Origin of the sequence: Streptomyces sp. NPDC059816, assembly GCF_042732055.1 — a bacterium.
Lineage (GTDB): Bacteria > Actinomycetota > Actinomycetes > Streptomycetales > Streptomycetaceae > Streptomyces.
The window spans coordinates 139,722-156,648 of sequence record NZ_JBHWIQ010000018.1; the positions used below are offsets into that span (position 1 = coordinate 139,722).

General features: G+C 69.6%; 15 protein-coding genes and 1 pseudogene. 10 read left to right on the plus strand and 6 right to left on the minus strand.

Features of this window, described 5'->3' with window-relative positions; translation table 11 throughout:
• Nucleotides 1-9: 9 nt before the first annotated feature.
• The 5 genes from ACFV88_RS23730 to ACFV88_RS23750 all read left to right on the plus strand — a co-directional run bounded on the left by ACFV88_RS23730 (nucleotide 10) and on the right by ACFV88_RS23750 (nucleotide 4,837).
• Nucleotides 10-1,080: an MBL fold metallo-hydrolase gene (locus ACFV88_RS23730; protein ID WP_385493817.1), complete on the plus strand. Its 1,071-nt coding sequence runs from the start codon at nucleotides 10-12 to the stop codon at nucleotides 1,078-1,080.
• Nucleotides 1,081-1,182: 102 nt separating this feature from the next.
• Nucleotides 1,183-1,695, plus strand: coding sequence for a MarR family winged helix-turn-helix transcriptional regulator (locus ACFV88_RS23735; RefSeq protein WP_385493819.1), 513 nt, complete (start codon nucleotides 1,183-1,185; stop codon nucleotides 1,693-1,695).
• 347 nt (nucleotides 1,696-2,042) lie between these two features.
• Nucleotides 2,043-3,113 carry an LLM class flavin-dependent oxidoreductase gene (locus tag ACFV88_RS23740; RefSeq protein ID WP_385493820.1) on the plus strand — a complete coding sequence of 357 codons (1,071 nt, stop codon included), beginning with the start codon at nucleotides 2,043-2,045 and terminating at the stop codon, nucleotides 3,111-3,113.
• The gene (locus ACFV88_RS23745) at nucleotides 3,110-3,679 is read left to right on the plus strand and encodes an NAD(P)H-dependent oxidoreductase (protein ID WP_385493822.1); all 570 of its coding nucleotides are present in this window, start codon (nucleotides 3,110-3,112) and stop codon (nucleotides 3,677-3,679) included. Before ACFV88_RS23740 ends, ACFV88_RS23745 begins: the two co-directional genes overlap by 4 nt.
• 87 nt (nucleotides 3,680-3,766) lie before the next feature.
• Entirely contained in the window at nucleotides 3,767-4,837 is a 1,071-nt protein-coding gene (locus tag ACFV88_RS23750; RefSeq protein ID WP_385493823.1) for an ABC transporter permease, read from the plus strand.
• Nucleotides 4,838-4,862: 25 nt separating this feature from the next.
• On the opposite strand, the gene ACFV88_RS23755 is transcribed toward ACFV88_RS23750, so the two are convergent.
• The gene (locus ACFV88_RS23755; protein ID WP_385493825.1) at nucleotides 4,863-5,483 is read right to left on the minus strand and encodes an L-threonylcarbamoyladenylate synthase; all 621 of its coding nucleotides are present in this window, start codon (nucleotides 5,481-5,483) and stop codon (nucleotides 4,863-4,865) included.
• Nucleotides 5,484-5,649: 166 nt separating this feature from the next.
• Here ACFV88_RS23755 and ACFV88_RS23760 point away from each other — a divergent pair, with 166 nt between their 5' ends.
• The 3 genes from ACFV88_RS23760 (at nucleotide 5,650) to ACFV88_RS23770 (ending at nucleotide 9,861) form a co-directional block, all read left to right on the plus strand.
• Nucleotides 5,650-6,123, plus strand: coding sequence for a GNAT family N-acetyltransferase (locus ACFV88_RS23760; RefSeq protein ID WP_385493826.1), 474 nt, complete (start codon nucleotides 5,650-5,652; stop codon nucleotides 6,121-6,123).
• 82 nt (nucleotides 6,124-6,205) lie between these two features.
• Nucleotides 6,206-7,171 (plus strand): pirin family protein, encoded by a 966-nt coding sequence (locus tag ACFV88_RS23765; protein WP_385493828.1) that lies wholly within the window; start codon nucleotides 6,206-6,208, stop codon nucleotides 7,169-7,171.
• A gap of 1,397 nt (nucleotides 7,172-8,568) precedes the next feature.
• Nucleotides 8,569-9,861, plus strand: a complete 1,293-nt coding sequence (locus tag ACFV88_RS23770) for a helix-turn-helix transcriptional regulator (RefSeq protein WP_385493829.1) — start codon at nucleotides 8,569-8,571, stop codon at nucleotides 9,859-9,861.
• A 149-nt stretch (nucleotides 9,862-10,010) separates the two neighbouring features.
• Here ACFV88_RS23770 and ACFV88_RS23775 read toward each other — a convergent pair.
• Nucleotides 10,011-10,922 (minus strand): annotated as a pseudogene (locus ACFV88_RS23775) (IS5 family transposase).
• Between the two features lie 36 nt (nucleotides 10,923-10,958).
• Between ACFV88_RS23775 and ACFV88_RS23780 the strand changes: the two are divergent.
• Nucleotides 10,959-11,588, plus strand: a complete 630-nt coding sequence (locus tag ACFV88_RS23780) for a class I SAM-dependent methyltransferase (protein ID WP_098893289.1) — start codon at nucleotides 10,959-10,961, stop codon at nucleotides 11,586-11,588.
• Between the two features lie 94 nt (nucleotides 11,589-11,682).
• Here ACFV88_RS23780 and ACFV88_RS23785 read toward each other — a convergent pair whose 3' ends face one another.
• The 4 genes from ACFV88_RS23785 to ACFV88_RS23800 form a co-directional block, all read right to left on the minus strand.
• The gene (locus tag ACFV88_RS23785) at nucleotides 11,683-12,393 is read right to left on the minus strand and encodes an HAD family hydrolase (RefSeq protein WP_385493831.1); all 711 of its coding nucleotides are present in this window, start codon (nucleotides 12,391-12,393) and stop codon (nucleotides 11,683-11,685) included.
• Nucleotides 12,390-13,889: a helix-turn-helix domain-containing protein gene (locus tag ACFV88_RS23790; protein WP_385493832.1), complete on the minus strand. Its 1,500-nt coding sequence runs from the start codon at nucleotides 13,887-13,889 to the stop codon at nucleotides 12,390-12,392. The genes ACFV88_RS23785 and ACFV88_RS23790 overlap by 4 nt, the downstream gene beginning before the upstream one ends.
• Before the next feature lie 260 nt (nucleotides 13,890-14,149).
• Nucleotides 14,150-15,298 carry an XRE family transcriptional regulator gene (locus ACFV88_RS23795; RefSeq protein WP_385493833.1) on the minus strand — a complete coding sequence of 383 codons (1,149 nt, stop codon included), beginning with the start codon at nucleotides 15,296-15,298 and terminating at the stop codon, nucleotides 14,150-14,152.
• A 39-nt stretch (nucleotides 15,299-15,337) separates the two neighbouring features.
• Nucleotides 15,338-15,811 carry an NUDIX domain-containing protein gene (locus ACFV88_RS23800; protein WP_385493834.1) on the minus strand — a complete coding sequence of 158 codons (474 nt, stop codon included), beginning with the start codon at nucleotides 15,809-15,811 and terminating at the stop codon, nucleotides 15,338-15,340.
• Between the two features lie 138 nt (nucleotides 15,812-15,949).
• Here ACFV88_RS23800 and ACFV88_RS23805 point away from each other — a divergent pair, with 138 nt between their 5' ends.
• Nucleotides 15,950-16,753 (plus strand): TauD/TfdA family dioxygenase, encoded by an 804-nt coding sequence (locus ACFV88_RS23805; protein WP_385493835.1) that lies wholly within the window; start codon nucleotides 15,950-15,952, stop codon nucleotides 16,751-16,753.
• The last annotated feature ends 174 nt before the right edge of the window (nucleotides 16,754-16,927 follow it).

The window sequence follows — 16,927 nt, forward strand, 5'->3', positions numbered from 1 at the left end:
ACACGCACCATGAACGACCAGCAGAAGCCCGGCACCCCGACCGACCGTCACCAGCTGGGCGCGGCCGGCATGCCGCTCAACACGCTCGCCGACTACCGCCCCATCCCCGCGGACGGGTACGGCGCGCTGTTCCTCCCCGGGCGGCTCGCCAAGGGCTACCACGTCGAGGAGATCAACGACGGCGCGTACTACGTGACGTCGGGTGCGTACGACACGATGTTCGTCCGCACCGGCAACGGGGTCGTCGTGGTCGACGCCCCGCCGCTGCTCGGGGAGAACCTGAACCGCGCGATCGCCGAGGTCACCGACGAGCCGGTCACCCACCTGATCTACAGCCACTGGCACTCCGACCACATCGGGGCCGCGGGCATCTTCGCCGACGCCAAGCCCAAGGTCATCGCACACGACTACACCCGCGAGATGATCGAGCGCTGGCCCGACCTCGGCGGCGAGCAGGGCATACCCGTTCCCACCGAGACGATCACCAGCAGCGACAGCCTCGTCGTCAACGGCGTCCGCTTCGACCTCGACTACCACGGCGTGAACCACACCCCCGGCAACATCTTCATCTACGCGCCCCAGCAGAAGGCGCTGGCCGCGATCGACATCATCAGTCCCGGATGGAGCGCCTTCAAGCACTGCGACGCCTCGGAGAACATCCGCGGCTGGGCGGAGGCCCACGACTGGATCCTCCAGTACGACTTCAAGGGCGTCGTCTCGGGCCACGTCAACCGGTACGGCACCCCCGAGGACGCCAAGGCGTCCCGGGACTACACCAACGACATCGTCGAGTTCTCCAAGGAGGCGCTCGACCACGGGCAGGAGCTGGAGTACATCGAGCGCCTCGGATTCAGCAACGCCTGGGTGCTCTGGGAGAACTACTTCAACGAGATGACCAACTACGTCACCAAGAAGACCCTGGAGAAGGTCACCGACAACGGCCAGACCTGGGCCCAGCGGCTCGCCGGTGCGGACGTCATGACCAAGTACCACGCCTACTCGGTCCTGGAGGCCCTGCGACTGGAGTACGGCATGGTCTCCGGCTTCGAGAAGCTGATCCTGCCGCAGCCCCGCGGCTGACCCCAGATGGTGACCGGACGGCCCGGCGGCACCCTCAGCCGGGCCGTCCCCCGCGTGGCCCCGCCTATCATTCGTCGTGGAACACACCAGCTGGGAGGGGCCATGAGCCTGAACACCGAGACCGGGTCAGCGGAGCGCGCCGGCGCCCCCGCCTCGCCCTCGCGCCCGCTCAACCCCACGGAGCGCGCCGTCTGGCTGGGCCTGCTCTCCACCCACCTGCGCCTGCTGCGCACCCTGGACGCGGGGCTGGTCGCGGCCGAGCGGCTGCCCATGTCCTCCTTCGAGGTCCTGCTGACCCTAGCCGAGTCCCCCGAGGGGCGACTGCGGATGAAGGACATCGCCGCGTCCCTGCTGATCAGTCGCAGCGGTCTCACCCGCATCGTCGACGACCTGGAACGCCAGGGTCTGGTCGTACGGGAGAAGTGCCCCACCGACGCGCGCGGCTTCGACGCCGTCCTCACCGAAGGCGGCAAGAAGGCGTACCGGCGGGCACGGAAGGTGCATCTGACCAACCTCCGGCGCGAGTTCCTCGACCGGCTCAGCGAGGAACAGTTGGCTTCCCTCGCGGACATCTGGCGCACCCTCGGCTTCGACGACGGCGCCGACGCCTGCTGAGCCGTCCCCATCCGCGCACCCCACGACACCCCAGGGCGGCCGGGCGCGTGACCCGGCCGAACCCGCCGACCTGCTGGACGAATCGACCCGCCCCGGGGAGCCCGAGCACCCCCTCCGGCACCACCCGTGCCCGGCGGTACCGGCACCCGGCTGAAGCCCATCCACCACGGCCTCCGCAGCGAGCTGCGCCGCATCCGGGACGCCGTGCACGAGAGGGCGTCCACATCTGACCCCGGACACTCGCGCCGGGCCCGCCCCGACCTGGCGGAATACTTCCGTACACTCTCCATGTTGTTCGTTGCGCAACTAACGATCTAACCGGACCTGACCAGCGGAGAGAACCTCTCATGGCTTTTGAACTCGGCATCTACCACTTCGGTGAGCTGACGCCCGACCCCGTGACGGGTCAGCCGCCCGCCCCCGGGCCCCGGCTGCGGGAACTGGTCGAGCAGGCGAAGGCCGCCGACGAGGCCGGCCTGGACGTCTTCGCGGTCGGCGAGCACCACCGCACCGACTTCGTGGTCTCCTCCCCCGCCGTCGTCCTGGCGGCGATGGCGGAGCACACCCGCTCGATCAAGCTCTCCAGCGCGGTCACCGTGCTCAGCTCCGACGACCCGGTCCGGGTGTTCCAGCAGTTCGCGACCCTCGACCTGCTGTCCGGCGGCCGTGCCGAGATCATCGCCGGACGCGGCTCCTACATCGAGTCCTTCCCCGTCTTCGGCTACGACCTGGGCGACTACTCCGAACTGTTCGCGCAGAAGCTGGACCTCCTGCTCAAGCTGCGCGAGGAGAACCCCGTCACCTGGCGGGGCGCACTGCGACCGGCCCTGGTGGACGCCGACATCACCCCGCGTCCGGACCGTGAGCTGCCCGTCTGGGTGGCCGTCGGCGGCACGCCGGCCTCGGTGGTCCGTGCCGGACGGCTCGGCCTCCCGCTGTCGCTGGCGATCATCGGCGGTAGCTACCGACAGTTCGCCCCGTTCGTCGAGCTGTACCGGTCGGCGGCGGAGCAGGCCGGACACGACCCGGACGTGCTCAAGGTGTCGGTGAACTCCCCGGGTTTCGTCGCCCGCACCCACCAGGAGGCGATCGAGGTGTCACACCCGTACTTCCAGGCGGGCTGGATGGCCAACCACCACCAGCGCGGTCAGGGCGTCTCGATGCCCAAGCCGGCCTACGAGGCACAGGCCACCGAAGCCGGGGCCTTCTTCCTGGGCAGCGCGCAGGAGGTCATCGACAAGATCATGGCGCAGTACGCACTCTTCCGGCACGACCGGATGATGATCCAGCTGGGCTTCGGCAACCTGCCGCAGCGCGAGGCGCTCAAGTCCATCGAACTGCTCGGCTCCGAGGTGGCACCCGTCGTCCGCAAGGAGATCGCCGCCCTCGCGGCGTCCGGGACGAAGGTGGCGTCATGACGCGCCCCCTGCGGGTGACCGCCGTGGTCGGCACCCTGAGTTCACCGTCGAAGACGACGGCCCTGGTCGAACTGATCCTGCGGACACTGGCGGCACGGACCGACACCGAGAGTCGACTCATCGAACTGCACGACCTCGGACCGGCGTTCGCCACGACCGTGGAACGGGACGGACTCGGCGCGGATGCCGAGGACGCACTGCGCGCAGTGGAGGAAGCCGATCTCGTCATCGCGGCGACCCCCGTCTTCCGCGGCTCGTACACCGGGCTGTTCAAGCACTTCTTCGACCTGGTGGACCCCTACGGACTCGCCGCCACACCGGTGCTGCTCGCCGCGACCGGCGGGAGCGAGCGCCACGCGCTGGTCATCGAGCACGCCATGCGGCCCTTGTTCGGCTTCCTCCAGGCGTGGACCGCGCCGGCCGGCATCTACCTCAGCGCCGGTGACTTCGACGGCACGACGATCCTCAACCCCGAGGTCTACGAGCGCATCGAGATGGCCGTGGGAGACGTGGTGCCCGTGGCCCGGGCGCTCGCCGAGGCGAAAACAGCGCACGCGCCGGCCTGACCAACGGGCCGATCGGCCCCACGGAACCGCCCCTCGGCGGCCGGGCGCGCCCGCGCAGCCAGCCACTCGACCTGAGGAACGGACAGCATGCCCGACACACCGCCCAGCGCGCTCCGCACGCAGGAGCGCCCCCCGCCCACCGTGCCGCCCCGGCGGGAGCGGCGCACCCTCGCCCGCCGGGCGGGCAGCGCCGCACGGCCGGTGCTGTTGCCGGTGACCGTCGCCGTGGCCATCGGCGCCATCTTCATCAGCGTCTACCTCTCCGCCTTCCACGCCCCGGTGGCCCGCGACCTGCCGGTGGCCGTCGTCGGCACCGCGGCGACGGCCCAGCAGATCGCGGACCGGTTGCCGGACCCGCCGTCGGACACCTTCCGCGTGGAGCCCGTCGCGGACCGGCAGGCGGCCCGGGACGCCGTCGAGCACGGCGAGGTGTTCGCCGCGTACGCACCCGGCCCCGGCGGTGCGGAACTGCTCCACGCGGGGGCACACGGACCCGCGGTCACCACGCTGGTGACCACCGGACTGGGGCAACTCGCCCAGGAGGACGGTCAGCGGCTGGAGGTGACCGATGTCGTTCCCGCCTCACCGCAGGACACCCGTGGCCTCGCGGTCTTCTACACGACCTTCGGACTGGTCCTCGCGGGGTACCTGTTCGGGATCATGACCTACCAGCTCGCCCCGGGGGTGTCCGTGCGGCGGCGGCTGGCCGGCCTCGCCGCGTTCGGGATCGTCGGGGGGTTGGCCGTGGCCTTCGTCGTCTCGGCGTTCGGTGCGTTGCCCGCCCCGTTCGCCGGGGTCGCCGCGCTGGTGGCGCTCGTCGCCACGGCGGTCGGCGCCGCCACCATGCTGTTGGTGCGGGCGCTCGGCGTGTGGGGATCGAGTGCCGCCGCCGTCGTCTTCATGACGGTCGGCAACGCGACCAGCGGAGGCAGTCTGCCCGCCGAGTTCCTGCCCTCCTGGCTCGCGCCCTTCTCCGAGGTGCTTCCGGTGGGCGTGGGGGTGCGGGCCGTCAACGGGCTGGCCTACTTCCACGGCGACGGCGTGCTCGTCGGGGCCCTCGTCCTCGCCGTATGGACGACGGCCGGGGTGGGCGGACTGGTCCTCCTCGAACGGGTCGGGCTGCGGCTGCCGCTGCCCGGTGTCCCCCGGCCGTCCTGACGGGTTGCGGACCGGTCCGACCGGGTCAGGCGAAGCGGTCGGGGTCGCCGGCGCCCAGGCGGACGATCTCGGGCTCGCCGTCCGAGAAGTCGACGACCGTCGTCGGCTCGGTCCCGCAGTCCCCCGAATCCACCACCACGTCCAGGACGTGTTCGAGGCGTTCCTTGATCTCCCAGCCCTGGGTCAGCGGCTCCTCCTCCCCCGGCAGGAGCAGGGTGCTGGACAGCAGCGGCTCCCCGAGGTCGGCGAGCAGGGCCTGGGTGACCGCATGGTCCGGGATGCGGACCCCGACCGTCTTCTTCTTGGGGTGCAGCAGCTGGCGCGGCACCTCCTTCGTGGCCGGCAGGATGAAGGTGTACCGGCCGGGCGTCGCCGCCTTGACGGCACGGAACACGTTGTTGTCGATGTGTACGAACTGCCCCAGCTGGGCGAAGTTCTGACACATGAGGGTGAAGTGGTGCCGGTCGTCGAGCTGACGGATGGACCGGATCCGGGCGAGGCCCTCACGGTTGCCCACCTGGCAGCCCAGCGCGTAGCAGGAGTCCGTGGGGTACGCGATCAGCGCACCGGACCGGATGCTGTCGGTCACCGTGCTGATCATGCGCCGCTGGGGGTTCTCGGGGTGCACGTCGAAGTACTTCGCCATCCCGCGAGTTTACGGCCCGGCGCGATGCTCGACTGACCGGGCCGGGCCGGTACTGCCGGCCGGTAGGCGGAGTCGGGCCCGGCGCCCGGGGCGGGGGCGGGCGTGTCCAGCGGTACCCGCAGGAAATGCACTGCGCCGCTCACGGTGCATCAGGGAGACTCGCCCCATGTCCTCCCACTTCACCGTGCGCCCGGCCCGCCCCGCCGACGCCGGCCCGCTGGCCGCCTTGCGTTGGGCGTTCAAGCACGAAGACCACGCGGGACGGCGCCCCGCTCCGGTCGGTCCCCCGCAGGAGGCCGTGCAGTGGATCCGCGACCGGCTCGACCACGGCACCTGGCTGGCCTGGGTCGCCGAGTCGCACGGCGAGGTCTTCGGCCAGGTGTTCCTCCACCTGGTCGAGAAGGTGCCGGAGCCGTACGGCGACGACGCCCCCCTCGGCTATGTGACGAACTTCTACGTCACCCCCGCGCGGCGCAACGGGGGAGCCGGCTCGGCGCTCCTCACCGCAGTGGCCCAGTACGCACGCAGCGCCCCGCTCGACACCTTGGTTGTCTGGCCGTCGGAGCGGAGCGACCCCCTGTACCGGCGGCACGGATTCCGGCCCCCGGAGGAACTGCTCGAACTGTCGCTCGACGCCTGAGCGACGCCCCGGCGCCGTCGGTCCCCGCGGACCGGGCCGGGGCACCGGTCCCCGTTCGCACCGCTCCGCTAAGTTGTCCGACATGAGCAACCTTGACCGCGCACCGGAACCCGCGCTCTGTGGAGGCCGGGGATTCGTCGTCGCCGAACCCGTTCGCGAACTGCTGAGCCCGCGTCGCGTACAGCTCGGGGAGTTCACCGAGGTCCGACGGCTCCTGCCCAACCTCGGCCGGCGCATGATCGGCGCATGGGCCTTCGTCGACCACTACGGCCCCGACGACATCGCGGATGAACCGGGCATGCAGGTGCCTCCGCATCCGCACATGGGACTCCAGACCGTGAGCTGGCTGCACCAGGGCGAGGTGTTGCACCGCGACAGCACCGGGAGCCTCCAGACGATCCGGCCGCGCGAACTGGGACTGATGACCTCCGGTCGGGCGATCAGCCACTCGGAGGAGTCACCGAAGTCGCACGCCCGTTTCCTGCACGGCGCGCAGCTCTGGGTGGCGCTCCCGGACAGTGACCGTCATGTGGAGCCGCACTTCGAGCACCACAGCGCGCTCCCCACGGTCACGGCCCCCGGTCTGACGGCGACCGTGATCCTGGGCGACCTCGACGGCTCCCGCTCACCGGGCACGACGTACACCCCGATCGTGGGCGCCGACCTCGCGCTCGAGGCCGGGGCGGATGTGCGGTTGCCGCTGGTGCCCGACTTCGAGTACGGCGTGTTGGCCATGTCGGGTGAGGTCCGGGTCGACGGTGTCCCCGTGCTCCCCGGTTCGATGCTCTACCTGGGCTGCGGCCGGTCCGAGCTGCCGCTGCGCGCGGAGTCCGACGCGGGCCTGATGCTCCTCGGCGGAGAGCCGTTCGCCGAGGAGCTGATCATGTGGTGGAACTTCGTCGGACGGAGCAACGAGGAGATCGTCCAGGCGCGTTCGGACTGGATGGACGGCGCCCGCTTCGGCGAGGTGCAGGGGTACGACGGTGCTGCGCTGCCCGCGCCCCAACTCCCGCCGGGACAGCTGAAGAAGCGGGGGCGGACGGGCTGACCTGGCGTTTCGGGGGGCGATGCATCCGGCTTCCTCGTGCGGCTGCACCGCCCTGACGGAGGGAGCCGCACGGGGCGGACGCCCCCTTCGACGGGGCTCGCTCAGGCTGTCATCAGTCCTAGGTCTGGCTGCCTGTGGCAGGGTTAGGTAAACCTAATGCTGACCCAACGCTGACTTTACTGACGAGTAATCAGATGGGGTCGTGATGGGGCCCCGTCGCCCCTGATCGGGCTGCCGTCTCCGTCGTGCCCCCGGCGGGGCGGGTGCGCGGGGAGTCGTGGTGGAGCCGGTGGTGCGCGGGAGTCCCTGTGGGGCACCACCGGCCGACTTCCCCTGGCCCTGTGGAGTCCCTACAATTCGCCATATTCAGGAGCTCGTCCCGCGTGCTCGTCTCGGGTCCCGCCCGCCATCCCGGACGCTCGTAGAAGTTCCCCGCACCTCTCGGTCGCGGTCATGAGGCTAACCCGGGCGCAACCGGCGACGGCCGCCGCCTGAGTGAAGTGGTTCACCAGAGCGAGCCCGATTCCCATGGAGCTACGGCGACATGGGCGAGTACCGCGGCCCCTGGTCAGTGGGGGAGCACGCGAGCGTGAAGGCTTGGTTCGGCCACCCGGAAGGCGCCGCCTGCCTTTCCCTCGCGGTGGCGGGGTCCAACAGAGTTCTTCCACAGCTGCTGGCGGCCCAGGTCGGTGACACCCCTCGCCCACCGCAGGGTCGTGGTGGCCATCGATGCCGACGATCCCGTCCGTTGGCGGGCCACTCCTGTCCGGTCTGGGATAGGCCAGGACTGAGGTCGCCGGTTCACCCCGGGGGCGGTGGCATGCGGGGCGGGGAGGCCAAGGCCGACGGTGGCCTGCTCGCACGGATTGGGAGTCTACGTTGGTCAGGTCTGCAGCGCCCGTTCCCTGGTTGCCTGCTCGTAGCATTTTCCCAGCCTGACGATGGTGTGCCCGCGCGCGACCGAGATCATACCGAAAGAGAGAGGGCGCGTCCTGGCCTCTGGTGACACGACCTTGGGTAATGGTGAATTTCACTTCTGGCCGCGGCTGGGCTGAACCTAAACTCTGGGCCGCGCAGCCGTCAACTGGTGCGAAAATCGGTGATCTCGTACTGGCAACACAGACCTCGCCCTCACGCATGCGAGATCAAGGTTCGACGTTCTCCCCTCTACCTGAACATGCCTGAATTCGATGGCATGTGACGAGCAATTGGTTACGGCACGGCGGACTATTTCAAGGGGATCTTCCCGGGCCCCGCACCGGCAGATAACCTGCCGGTGCGGGGCCCGGGGAGCGGGCGCCCGTCACGACGGAATGCGGGTTTTGAATTGCGCTTCGAATCGCGTAGTGTCTATTCGATTTTCGATTTCCCAGTTTGCGTAAGATCAAGGAATTGCAGTGAGTGTTCCTCCTACGGGTCGCCGAGCCCGCGGCGGCGAGGGTGACGGGCCGACGTCGCCGACCGCCGCTCCGCGGATCGGCCGGGCGTTGAGGCTTGGCGACCTCGTCAAAGCGTGGCGGACTACTGCTGGCGATCACGGACAGCCGATGACGCAGAAGGCGCTCGCCGCTGCGGTGGGCCGGTCCGAGAGATGGGTGCGCGACCTGGAGACCGGTGCCGCTCCCGTTCAGGTTGCCCGGTGCCTTCCCGCGCTCACCGAAGCCCTCCGACTCGACCCCGCGGAACGCAAGACCCTCGCCGGCCTGGTCGGCCGCTCCGCGGAAACCTCCGAGCCTCCCGAGGGTGACGGCACGCAGCCGACGGCTCTCCTGGACCTGCTGGTCGCCACGCGGACGGCTCCCGCCGTCGTCTACGACACCTCGTGGACCGTCGCGTCCTACTCCCGCGCCGCCGCCGCGCTGTGGCCCGGGCTGCTGGAACCCGGCGCCAACCTGATGCGATGGCTCCTGCTCAGCCGCGAAGCGCGCACGCAGGTGCACGACTGGCACCGCCACGCATCGGAGATCGGCGTGCAGCAGCTCAGATACGCCCTCGTACACCGAGGCGACACCGACCCCCGCATCGCCACGCTTGTCGACGAGGTCTGCGCCGACCCGGACGTCCGGGCGATCTGGGACGCGTCCACCCGCGTACGCAAGCACGCCGACGGAGTCACCCTGCGGATGAGCCTGCCCGCCCTGGGCTGGGAGCCCGTCACCGCCGTCACCCACGTCCTCAGCCCGGCCGCCAGCCCGGACCACCGGCTGGTCATGGTGAACTGGACCGGAGCGGAGGACCACGCCCGCATCGCGAACGCGACCCCCCAGCACGACCTCGTCGAGCGACGCCGCCTCGTCCAGAACGCGACCGCCCGCGTCAGCGTCGCGACGGCCCACGCGGCAGCCGACCTCGCTGGCGCGCGTGGCATCCCCCTGCCGGGGCTCGCCCGGCTGATCGGACCGGGATGCAGCCTCACCCTCGTACCCGAGAGCGGCACGGTGATCTGGGCGACCAACGCGCCCGACGGAAGGTGGGACGTCAGCGAGATCGCCGCCTATCCGGTGATGGTCCGCCTTCCGGAGGCCGCACTCGACCCCGCCCTCCGCGAAGAGTTCACGGCCCTGGCCCGTGTCTGCCTTCCCGCCGAGCCGGACGCGGCGAGAAGGCAAACACGAGCGCTGAAAGCTCAGTTGAAGGCCCGGATCAAGGTCCTTGACTGTATCGAACGGAGCTTTCGGGCTGAGACGTGACCATGACGGTCATGGACTCCGTCAGTGCGGCGAGGGCGCGCAGGGTCAGGGACAGCTGCTGGTCACTGAGGACGTACAGCCTCCCATTGAGAATTGGGGGGCCTGCAGGACGGTGGTGACGAACATGCAGTCCGGGGCGGGTAGTTCCGCTAGGGCCTGTCTGACAAATGATCACCTGGCCGCTTCACGGAGCCAGAGGATCAGGGAGGCCAGGACGACTCCCGCGCGGTACCGGTTCGCGAGCTTGTCGAACCTGGTTGCGATCGCGCGGAACTGTTTGAGGCGAGCGAAGCATCGTTCGACCACGTTGCGGTCGCGATAGATCTCCGTGTCGAAGACGGGTGGCCGACCACCGCGGCGCCCCCGGCGCCGACGGTTGGCCACCTGGTCGCGGCGCTCGGGGATCGTGGCAGCGATACCCCGACGCCTCAGCAGATGACGGATGGCCCTGCTGGAATACGCCTTATCACCCAGCACACGGTCCGGTGTCGTGCGCGGACGGCCCGTGCCGGCCCGAGGAGTGCGCACCCCATTGAGGACATCGGCGAACGCTGTGGCGTCGTTGACGTTTCCGGGTGTGAGCACAATCGACAGCGGCAGCCCCCGGCCGTCGACGGCGAGATGGACCTTGGTGGTCAACCCGCCCCGAGACCGACCGAGTGCCTGGCACGCCTGCGAGCGGCCCGGATCTTCCAGTTCGTCCCCGTCCACGTCCCCCTTTTACGGGCGCCTGCGGCATGCTGATGGGCCCGGTTGACCGTGGAGTCGACGGCGACGGTCCACTCCACCCGGCCCGCCGCATCGTCACGGACCTGGACGTGCTCCAGCAGCTTCGCCCATGTGCCATCGGCCTCCCAGCGGGCGAACCGCTCGTAGACGGTCTGCCACGGCCCATACCGCTCGGGTAGGTCGCGCCACGGGGCCCCGGTCCGCAGCCGCCACAGCACCCCGTTGACCACCTGCCGGTGATCACGCCACGGACGGCCGCGTCCGTCCACCTGCGGCAACAGGGGCTCTATTCGCCCCCATGCCGCATCCGTCAACTCACCTCGACCCGCCACAAGATCAATTATCAGACCGGCTATAGAGTCCTGCCCGTGGCAAATCATCAGGACGACACCAGGACGGCCTACGACGGTGTCGTCGAGCTGTACGCATCGCTGTTCGCAAACCGGCTGGAGACACAACCTTTCTCCCGGGCCATGATCGGCACCTTCGCCGAACTGGTGCGCGCGACGGGCAACCCGCGGGCAGCGGACGTCGGGTGCGGGCCCGGACATCTGACAGCCATGCTGCACGAACTGGGCCTGGACGCCTTCGGACTCGACCTTGCCCCCGGCATGGTCGACCACGCCCGGCAGGCCCATCCGGCGCTGCGCTTCCAAGAGGCGCGGATGGAATCCCTGCCGATCGAGGACGGCGCGCTCGGCGGCGTGCTGGCCCACTACTCGATGATCCACACCCCTCCGGGGGAGCTGCCGGAGCTACTCTCCGAACAGGTACGCGTCCTGGCGCCGGATGGCCTGCTCCTGGTCTCCTTCTTCGGGACCGACGGACAAGAACCGGTTCGCTTCAACCACAAAGTGGCGCCCGCCTACAGCTGGCCGGCAGATAGCCTCGCCGAACTGCTGGCCGATGCCGGTCTCGATCCCTTCGCCCGGCTGCTCCACGATCCGGCCTCTGAACGGGGTTTCCTCGACGCCCACCTGCTGGCCCGCCGCTCGTAGGTCCTGCCCGGCAATACCCGCCAGATGTCGGCGCATATCCGGGCTGCCAGCTCGACGGACGCTCGCTGGTCCGACGGGAATTGTCAGACAGGCCCTAGGACGTGGGCTGGGCCTCGGCGATGAGGCGGAGGAGGGCGGTAGCGGAGGTGAGGTCGGGCAGAACGTGCGATGCTCCTGCGTCGTGTAGCTGCTGAGCGCTGGTGGTTCCTGATGCGACCGCGATGATCCTGGCACCGCCTTCCAGGCCGGTGCGCACGTCTTCGAGGGAGTCCCCCACGATCACTGTGTTGTCGCGGTTGAACCGGCCTCCGTGCTTCGCGGCAGCCCGGTCCTGCGCGATACGGACGAGAGCCGGACGATGAGGGTCGTCGGACGCGTAGCCGCCGATGGTGGTGTCGAGGTAGCCGATGAGCCCCAGCATGGACAGCTTGGTCTCGGCGCTGCCTCGCAGGTTGCCGGTGACGACGGTGGGGATCAGGTGCCTTGCCTGCTGGACCGCGGCGAGCGCGTCCACGGCTCCGGGCAGGATGATCCCGTCACTGACCAGCAGTTCCCGATGGCTGGCGAGGCGCTCGGGAAGCTCGGCGACGATGCGGGCGACGAACGTCTCCACGTTCTGTTCCGGGACGTGGTTGACGCGAAGGAGTTCGCGGACGGCCAGGGGCATGGTGACCCCGGTGCCACGGGCAGGTAGGGCCGTCGGGGAGCGGCCCACCACGCTGGTGAAGGTCTCCTTGTAGACGCGTCGGTCGAGGTCGCCGGTGTAGAGAAGAGTGCGGTCGATGTCCCACAGGACCAGGATCACGCGGCACGCTCCTTCAGGACGGCCTGACCGTGCTCCAGGAGTTCCTGGGCGAGTGCCACCGAGGAGTAGCGGCCAGCCTCGGAGAGCATCAGGGCGAGGTTGTCGTCCAGTCGTGCGGAGCGGACTCCGGCGACGAGGGAGAGTACTTCGTGCCCGGTGGCAGAGCCGGCGTCGACGTCGCCAGCACGCATCTGGGCTGTCGCAGCGCGGGAGAGGAACTGGGCGCGGGTGCGGGTCTCGTCCGGACTGAGGGCGTTGCGGGCCTCGGCGAAGGAGTGGGCGGCTTGGTCGGGGCGACCGAGGTCGAGCAAGCAGCTGCCGGTCTGGCCCAGGACCTCGCCGGGGTTCATCCAGTACAACCAGTGCGGATCGTCCTCTCCGCGTCCGCGGGCGCACAGGGCCTGTGCCTCTTCCAGGGCGATGCGTGCCTGCCGGTCTTCCCGTAGTCGGGCGTGCCCTCGGGCCTGGCGCGTGAGGAGCATGGCGTGCAGCGCGGGTGCATCCTTGTCGGCGATGACCTGACGGCCGGTGCGCGCGGCGGTGATGGCGTCGCGGGGGTTGCCGGCGGAGTAGCCGTGGATGGCGAGGAAGGACAGCGCCCCGGCTCGCAGCCTGCCGTCGCCGCTGGCATGGGCAGCACGCAGGGCGCCGAGAAGAAGGTTGTGGGCGACGGCGTGAGCGCCGCCGTCGAAGTGGTACCAGCCGGTCTGAATCGCGGTGTCCGCCGCCACCGCCGCGAGACGTCGACCAATCGCCTCGTTGAAGTCGCCTTCCTTCAGAAATCGAAGGAGGACTCTCAGATGCGCCGTGGCGGCACGGGCGAGGTTGCCGCTGCCGTGGCTGGCGTCAGCCTGCCGCAAAGCGTCGGTGGTGGACTGCAGACCAGTGAGGAGTTGGTCGGAGACTTTGATTCCGTTCCGGACGGCGGCCATGGCCTCGGGAGGGGCAATGGCCGCCTGCAGGATGTACTGCGTGAGTCCGGCCCCGCCCATGGCGGCGATCGCACCGCGGCGGTTCAATCCGTTCATGGCCCCTCCGACGGCTGCTTCCAGTGACGCCACCATACGAGCCGCAGTCCAGGGCTGAGCCGGGTCGATGGCCTCGATGCGCCGCTGCGATTCGGCCTGCGCGAACGGGGAGAGGAGCAGGGGGCGCAGGTCTGGGGGAAGGCCGAGCCCGGACAGGACATCGATGATCGCCTCGCGGCCGTTGACCTGCTTGTGTCCGCGCTCCACGTCCGAGATGAAGCTCTGGGTCAGTCCCGTCAGCTCATGTACGGCCTTCTGCGAGAGCCCGGAACGGCGCCGAACCAGACGCAGGACCGTCCCGAAATCCCAGGTGGCAAGGGCCCGGTGCACTTCTTCATCACGCCAGGCCCGGTCCGGAATCGTCGGTGTCGCCCCACCCCGGGCGCAGGCGGAACAGTACGCATCCGGGTTGTACCGGCTGATCGGCTGCCCGCACCCCACGCATGCACGCCCGACCTTCTCTGGCATGTCCACCTCGACTCTCCTTCTCGCGGTCCAGCATGCCCCAACCGTGCGCCCAGGCTGGGTGGAGACCGATATCGCTGCAGCGATATCGCCACCGCGATGCCCCGCGAAGCAGACCGCCTCCAGACTCGTGGCACTGCACCAGGCGTCCACGTCGAACCGTGCTGGAGGAAGGTATCTTGATGCCCGTTCAGAAGAGTGACGTCTGCTCGACGGGAGCGGCGCATCTGGATGCTCCCCGGTCGCGAGGCAATCAACTTCGGCTAGGCGGCGATCTCGGTGCGGAGTTGAGCCAAGGCGTGGGTAGCCGCGTCATGGGTATCAGGCAGCCTGTCGGCGGTAGCGCGTTGGACGCGCTGGAGTTGGTGTGGGAGGCGTTGCGCCCGGGCCTCGCGTACAGCCGTGGCCAGGAGTTGGGTGGCCCCCCGGCTGTCGCCGGCGAGCAGGTGGACGCGGCCGGTGGTGATGAGTTCGATGACACGCCACTGGGGTGCGACCGCGATGGCCGGGGTCGGTGGGGCGGACTCGGCGTGCCGTATCGCCTCGCGGGTGCGGCCTGTGGAAACGAGGCCCCGAAGGCGGATTTCGTAGAGGGCGCTGGGGTTGACGAGGCTGGTGTGCTCGACCTTGTCGAGGAGTTGGTGGGCCTCTCGGACGGTTTGGTCGAACAGCACCGCGTCGCCGAGGGCGCCGGCGGCGCGGGCCAGGAGCGGCAGTACCGCTGCCCGCTCCTCGGGGCCGGGCGCGATGGCCGCAGCACGGGTGAGCCGGTCGACGGCGGCGCCGATCAGGCCCGCCTTGCGCAACTCGTTGCCGTGCATGCGCAGGGCGGTGGTGATGAGGGCCCGGTCGTCGAAGGCACGGACGACATCCACGCTCTTGGCGGTCCAATGCGCGGCGGTGGCCAACCGTTCCTCGGGCAGCACGTTGCCCAGGGCCGTCCCGAGACTCATCCGGGCGTGCGCAAGGAGCCGCAGGGCATCGCGCTCAGTGCCTCCGTCCCGGGCGCGGGCTTCCAAGCGGGCGACGAGCGGCCACAGCTCGGCGACGGCCTCGGTAGCGTGCCCGCACTGGCGGGCCACCTCAGCGAGCCGCACGGTGGAGACGCCGAACTGGATCATGGACCTGTGATCGGTGTCGACTGGGTCGGTGACACCCAGGATGTGTGCCGGCAGAGCGAGCCTCTCGGCGACATGGCGCAGGCTTCCCACATCACTGAGCTGCCGTTTGCCCAACTCGAGTGCGGAGACGTACGTCTTGTCGTAGCCCAGGAGTTCGCCGGTCTGCACTTGGCTGCTGCCGTGTACACGCCGGTAGTACTTCAGGATCGAAGCCAGATTGCGCGTGGCGAGGACGGCCTGGGCTTCCGGTGTCGCCCAACGCCAGGAGACCAGCCGCATCGATCGGCGCATGGCCGATACGGAAGCGGAGGCAGTGGCATCCACGGAGGGTTACCTTCCCGGGTGGGCGTACCAGGACGCGACGGACCGCTTGTAGCCGTCCGGCATGGCCAGGTCGGCTACCTCGTGCTCGTGGAACAGCCCGATCTCCTTGTGCTCGTGGCTCAGCACCGGTGCGCGGTCCGGGGTCAGGACCGTGCAGCCGTAGGTGACGATCAGCACCCGACGGCCGGGAAGCGGCTCGTAGATCCAGGTTCCGCCATCGAGCAGGGGCCCGGCCTTCACCGTCCAACCACTCTCCTCGGACAGCTCCCGTTCCAGCGCCGTGCCGGGACTCTCGTCAGCAGGAGCCGACCCGTGGCCCTCGGGCCCGATCTCCAGCCGTCCGCCCGGCAGCTCCCACTCGTCCCGCTCGTTGTGCAGGAGCAGTACCCGCTCCCGGGGATCGAGGGCAACGCCCTTGACGGACACGGGCCACAGCGACGGTTTGTACATGGGCTGTCCCTGGGACGTGAGGGCGGACATGTCCCGTGGAACGTAGCACCCGCCCGCAGAACGAAGCCGGTCTTGCCGGTTTTGTCTGGGTCGACAATCTGTCGCTTTACGCCAGCCGCTGCTCGTACGAATGCTGGGCGTCCAGCCGGATTCCAGAGGAGCACGTCGATGACGATCCGTTCGCTCACCTCCGTCGAGGTACACCCCGAGCCCTTCACCACCGACTCCGGGCGGACCTCCACCGTGTGGCAACTCCTGCAGTCGCGGGGGATGGTCACCGTCGAGGGTCTGGACACCCGGGCGAGGGTCCTTGCGTTCGCCCGACAGGTGATGATGCTGGTGCCGCACCGCGACAGCGACTTGGACGGGTTGACCACCATCAGCGACAGGGGTGCCGCCTCCCGGCATCCCGGGCTTGCGGGGCTAGGCACCGGAGAACTGCACGCGCACACCGAGCGCTCCAGCCTTCCCTGCCCTCCCCGCTTGATGCTCCTGGTCTGCCAACAGCCCGCTCTCTCCGGCGGGGACGTACTCCTGACCGACGGCCTTGCCCTCCACACCTGGCTCCTCAAACGCGCCCCCAAGGCGCTCGAGGCGATGACCCTGCCGGGAACCGCCTTCTACGGTGACGGCGGCGGACATCCCTCCCAGGTCTTCACCCGCTATCGAGGAGACCGGGTTTCCGTCCGTCTGCGCCAGGACGCCCTCGCCTCGTTCAGTCCCCTCCTCGTCCCGTACCTGCCCCACCTTCGCTCGGCGATCGAATCCCTTCAGCAACGCATCACCCTGCGCGCCGGACAGGGCTACCTGATCGACAACAGCCGCTGGCTCCACGCCCGTACCGAGTTCCACGGCGACCGCGTGTGCTTGCGCGCCCTGGGAAACCCCCTCGCTCCCATGCTTCCCGGGTTTCCCGTCCCGGTGGACGGCGCCGTACCGGAGGGTACGGGCGTCGGATCTGCCACGCCGTAGCCCTGCGGCTGAACCCGCCGCGGAGCCGTCCGTACGGCACGGCTGTCGAGGACGCCGGCTCTGGTTACCCCAGGGTCACCCAGGGGGAGAGCTCTGGCCTTCGTCGTCTGCGGACCGACCTGCCGCCTGCCGCCTGCCGCCTGCCGAGAAGAGTCTTCCGGCGGGTGGCGACCG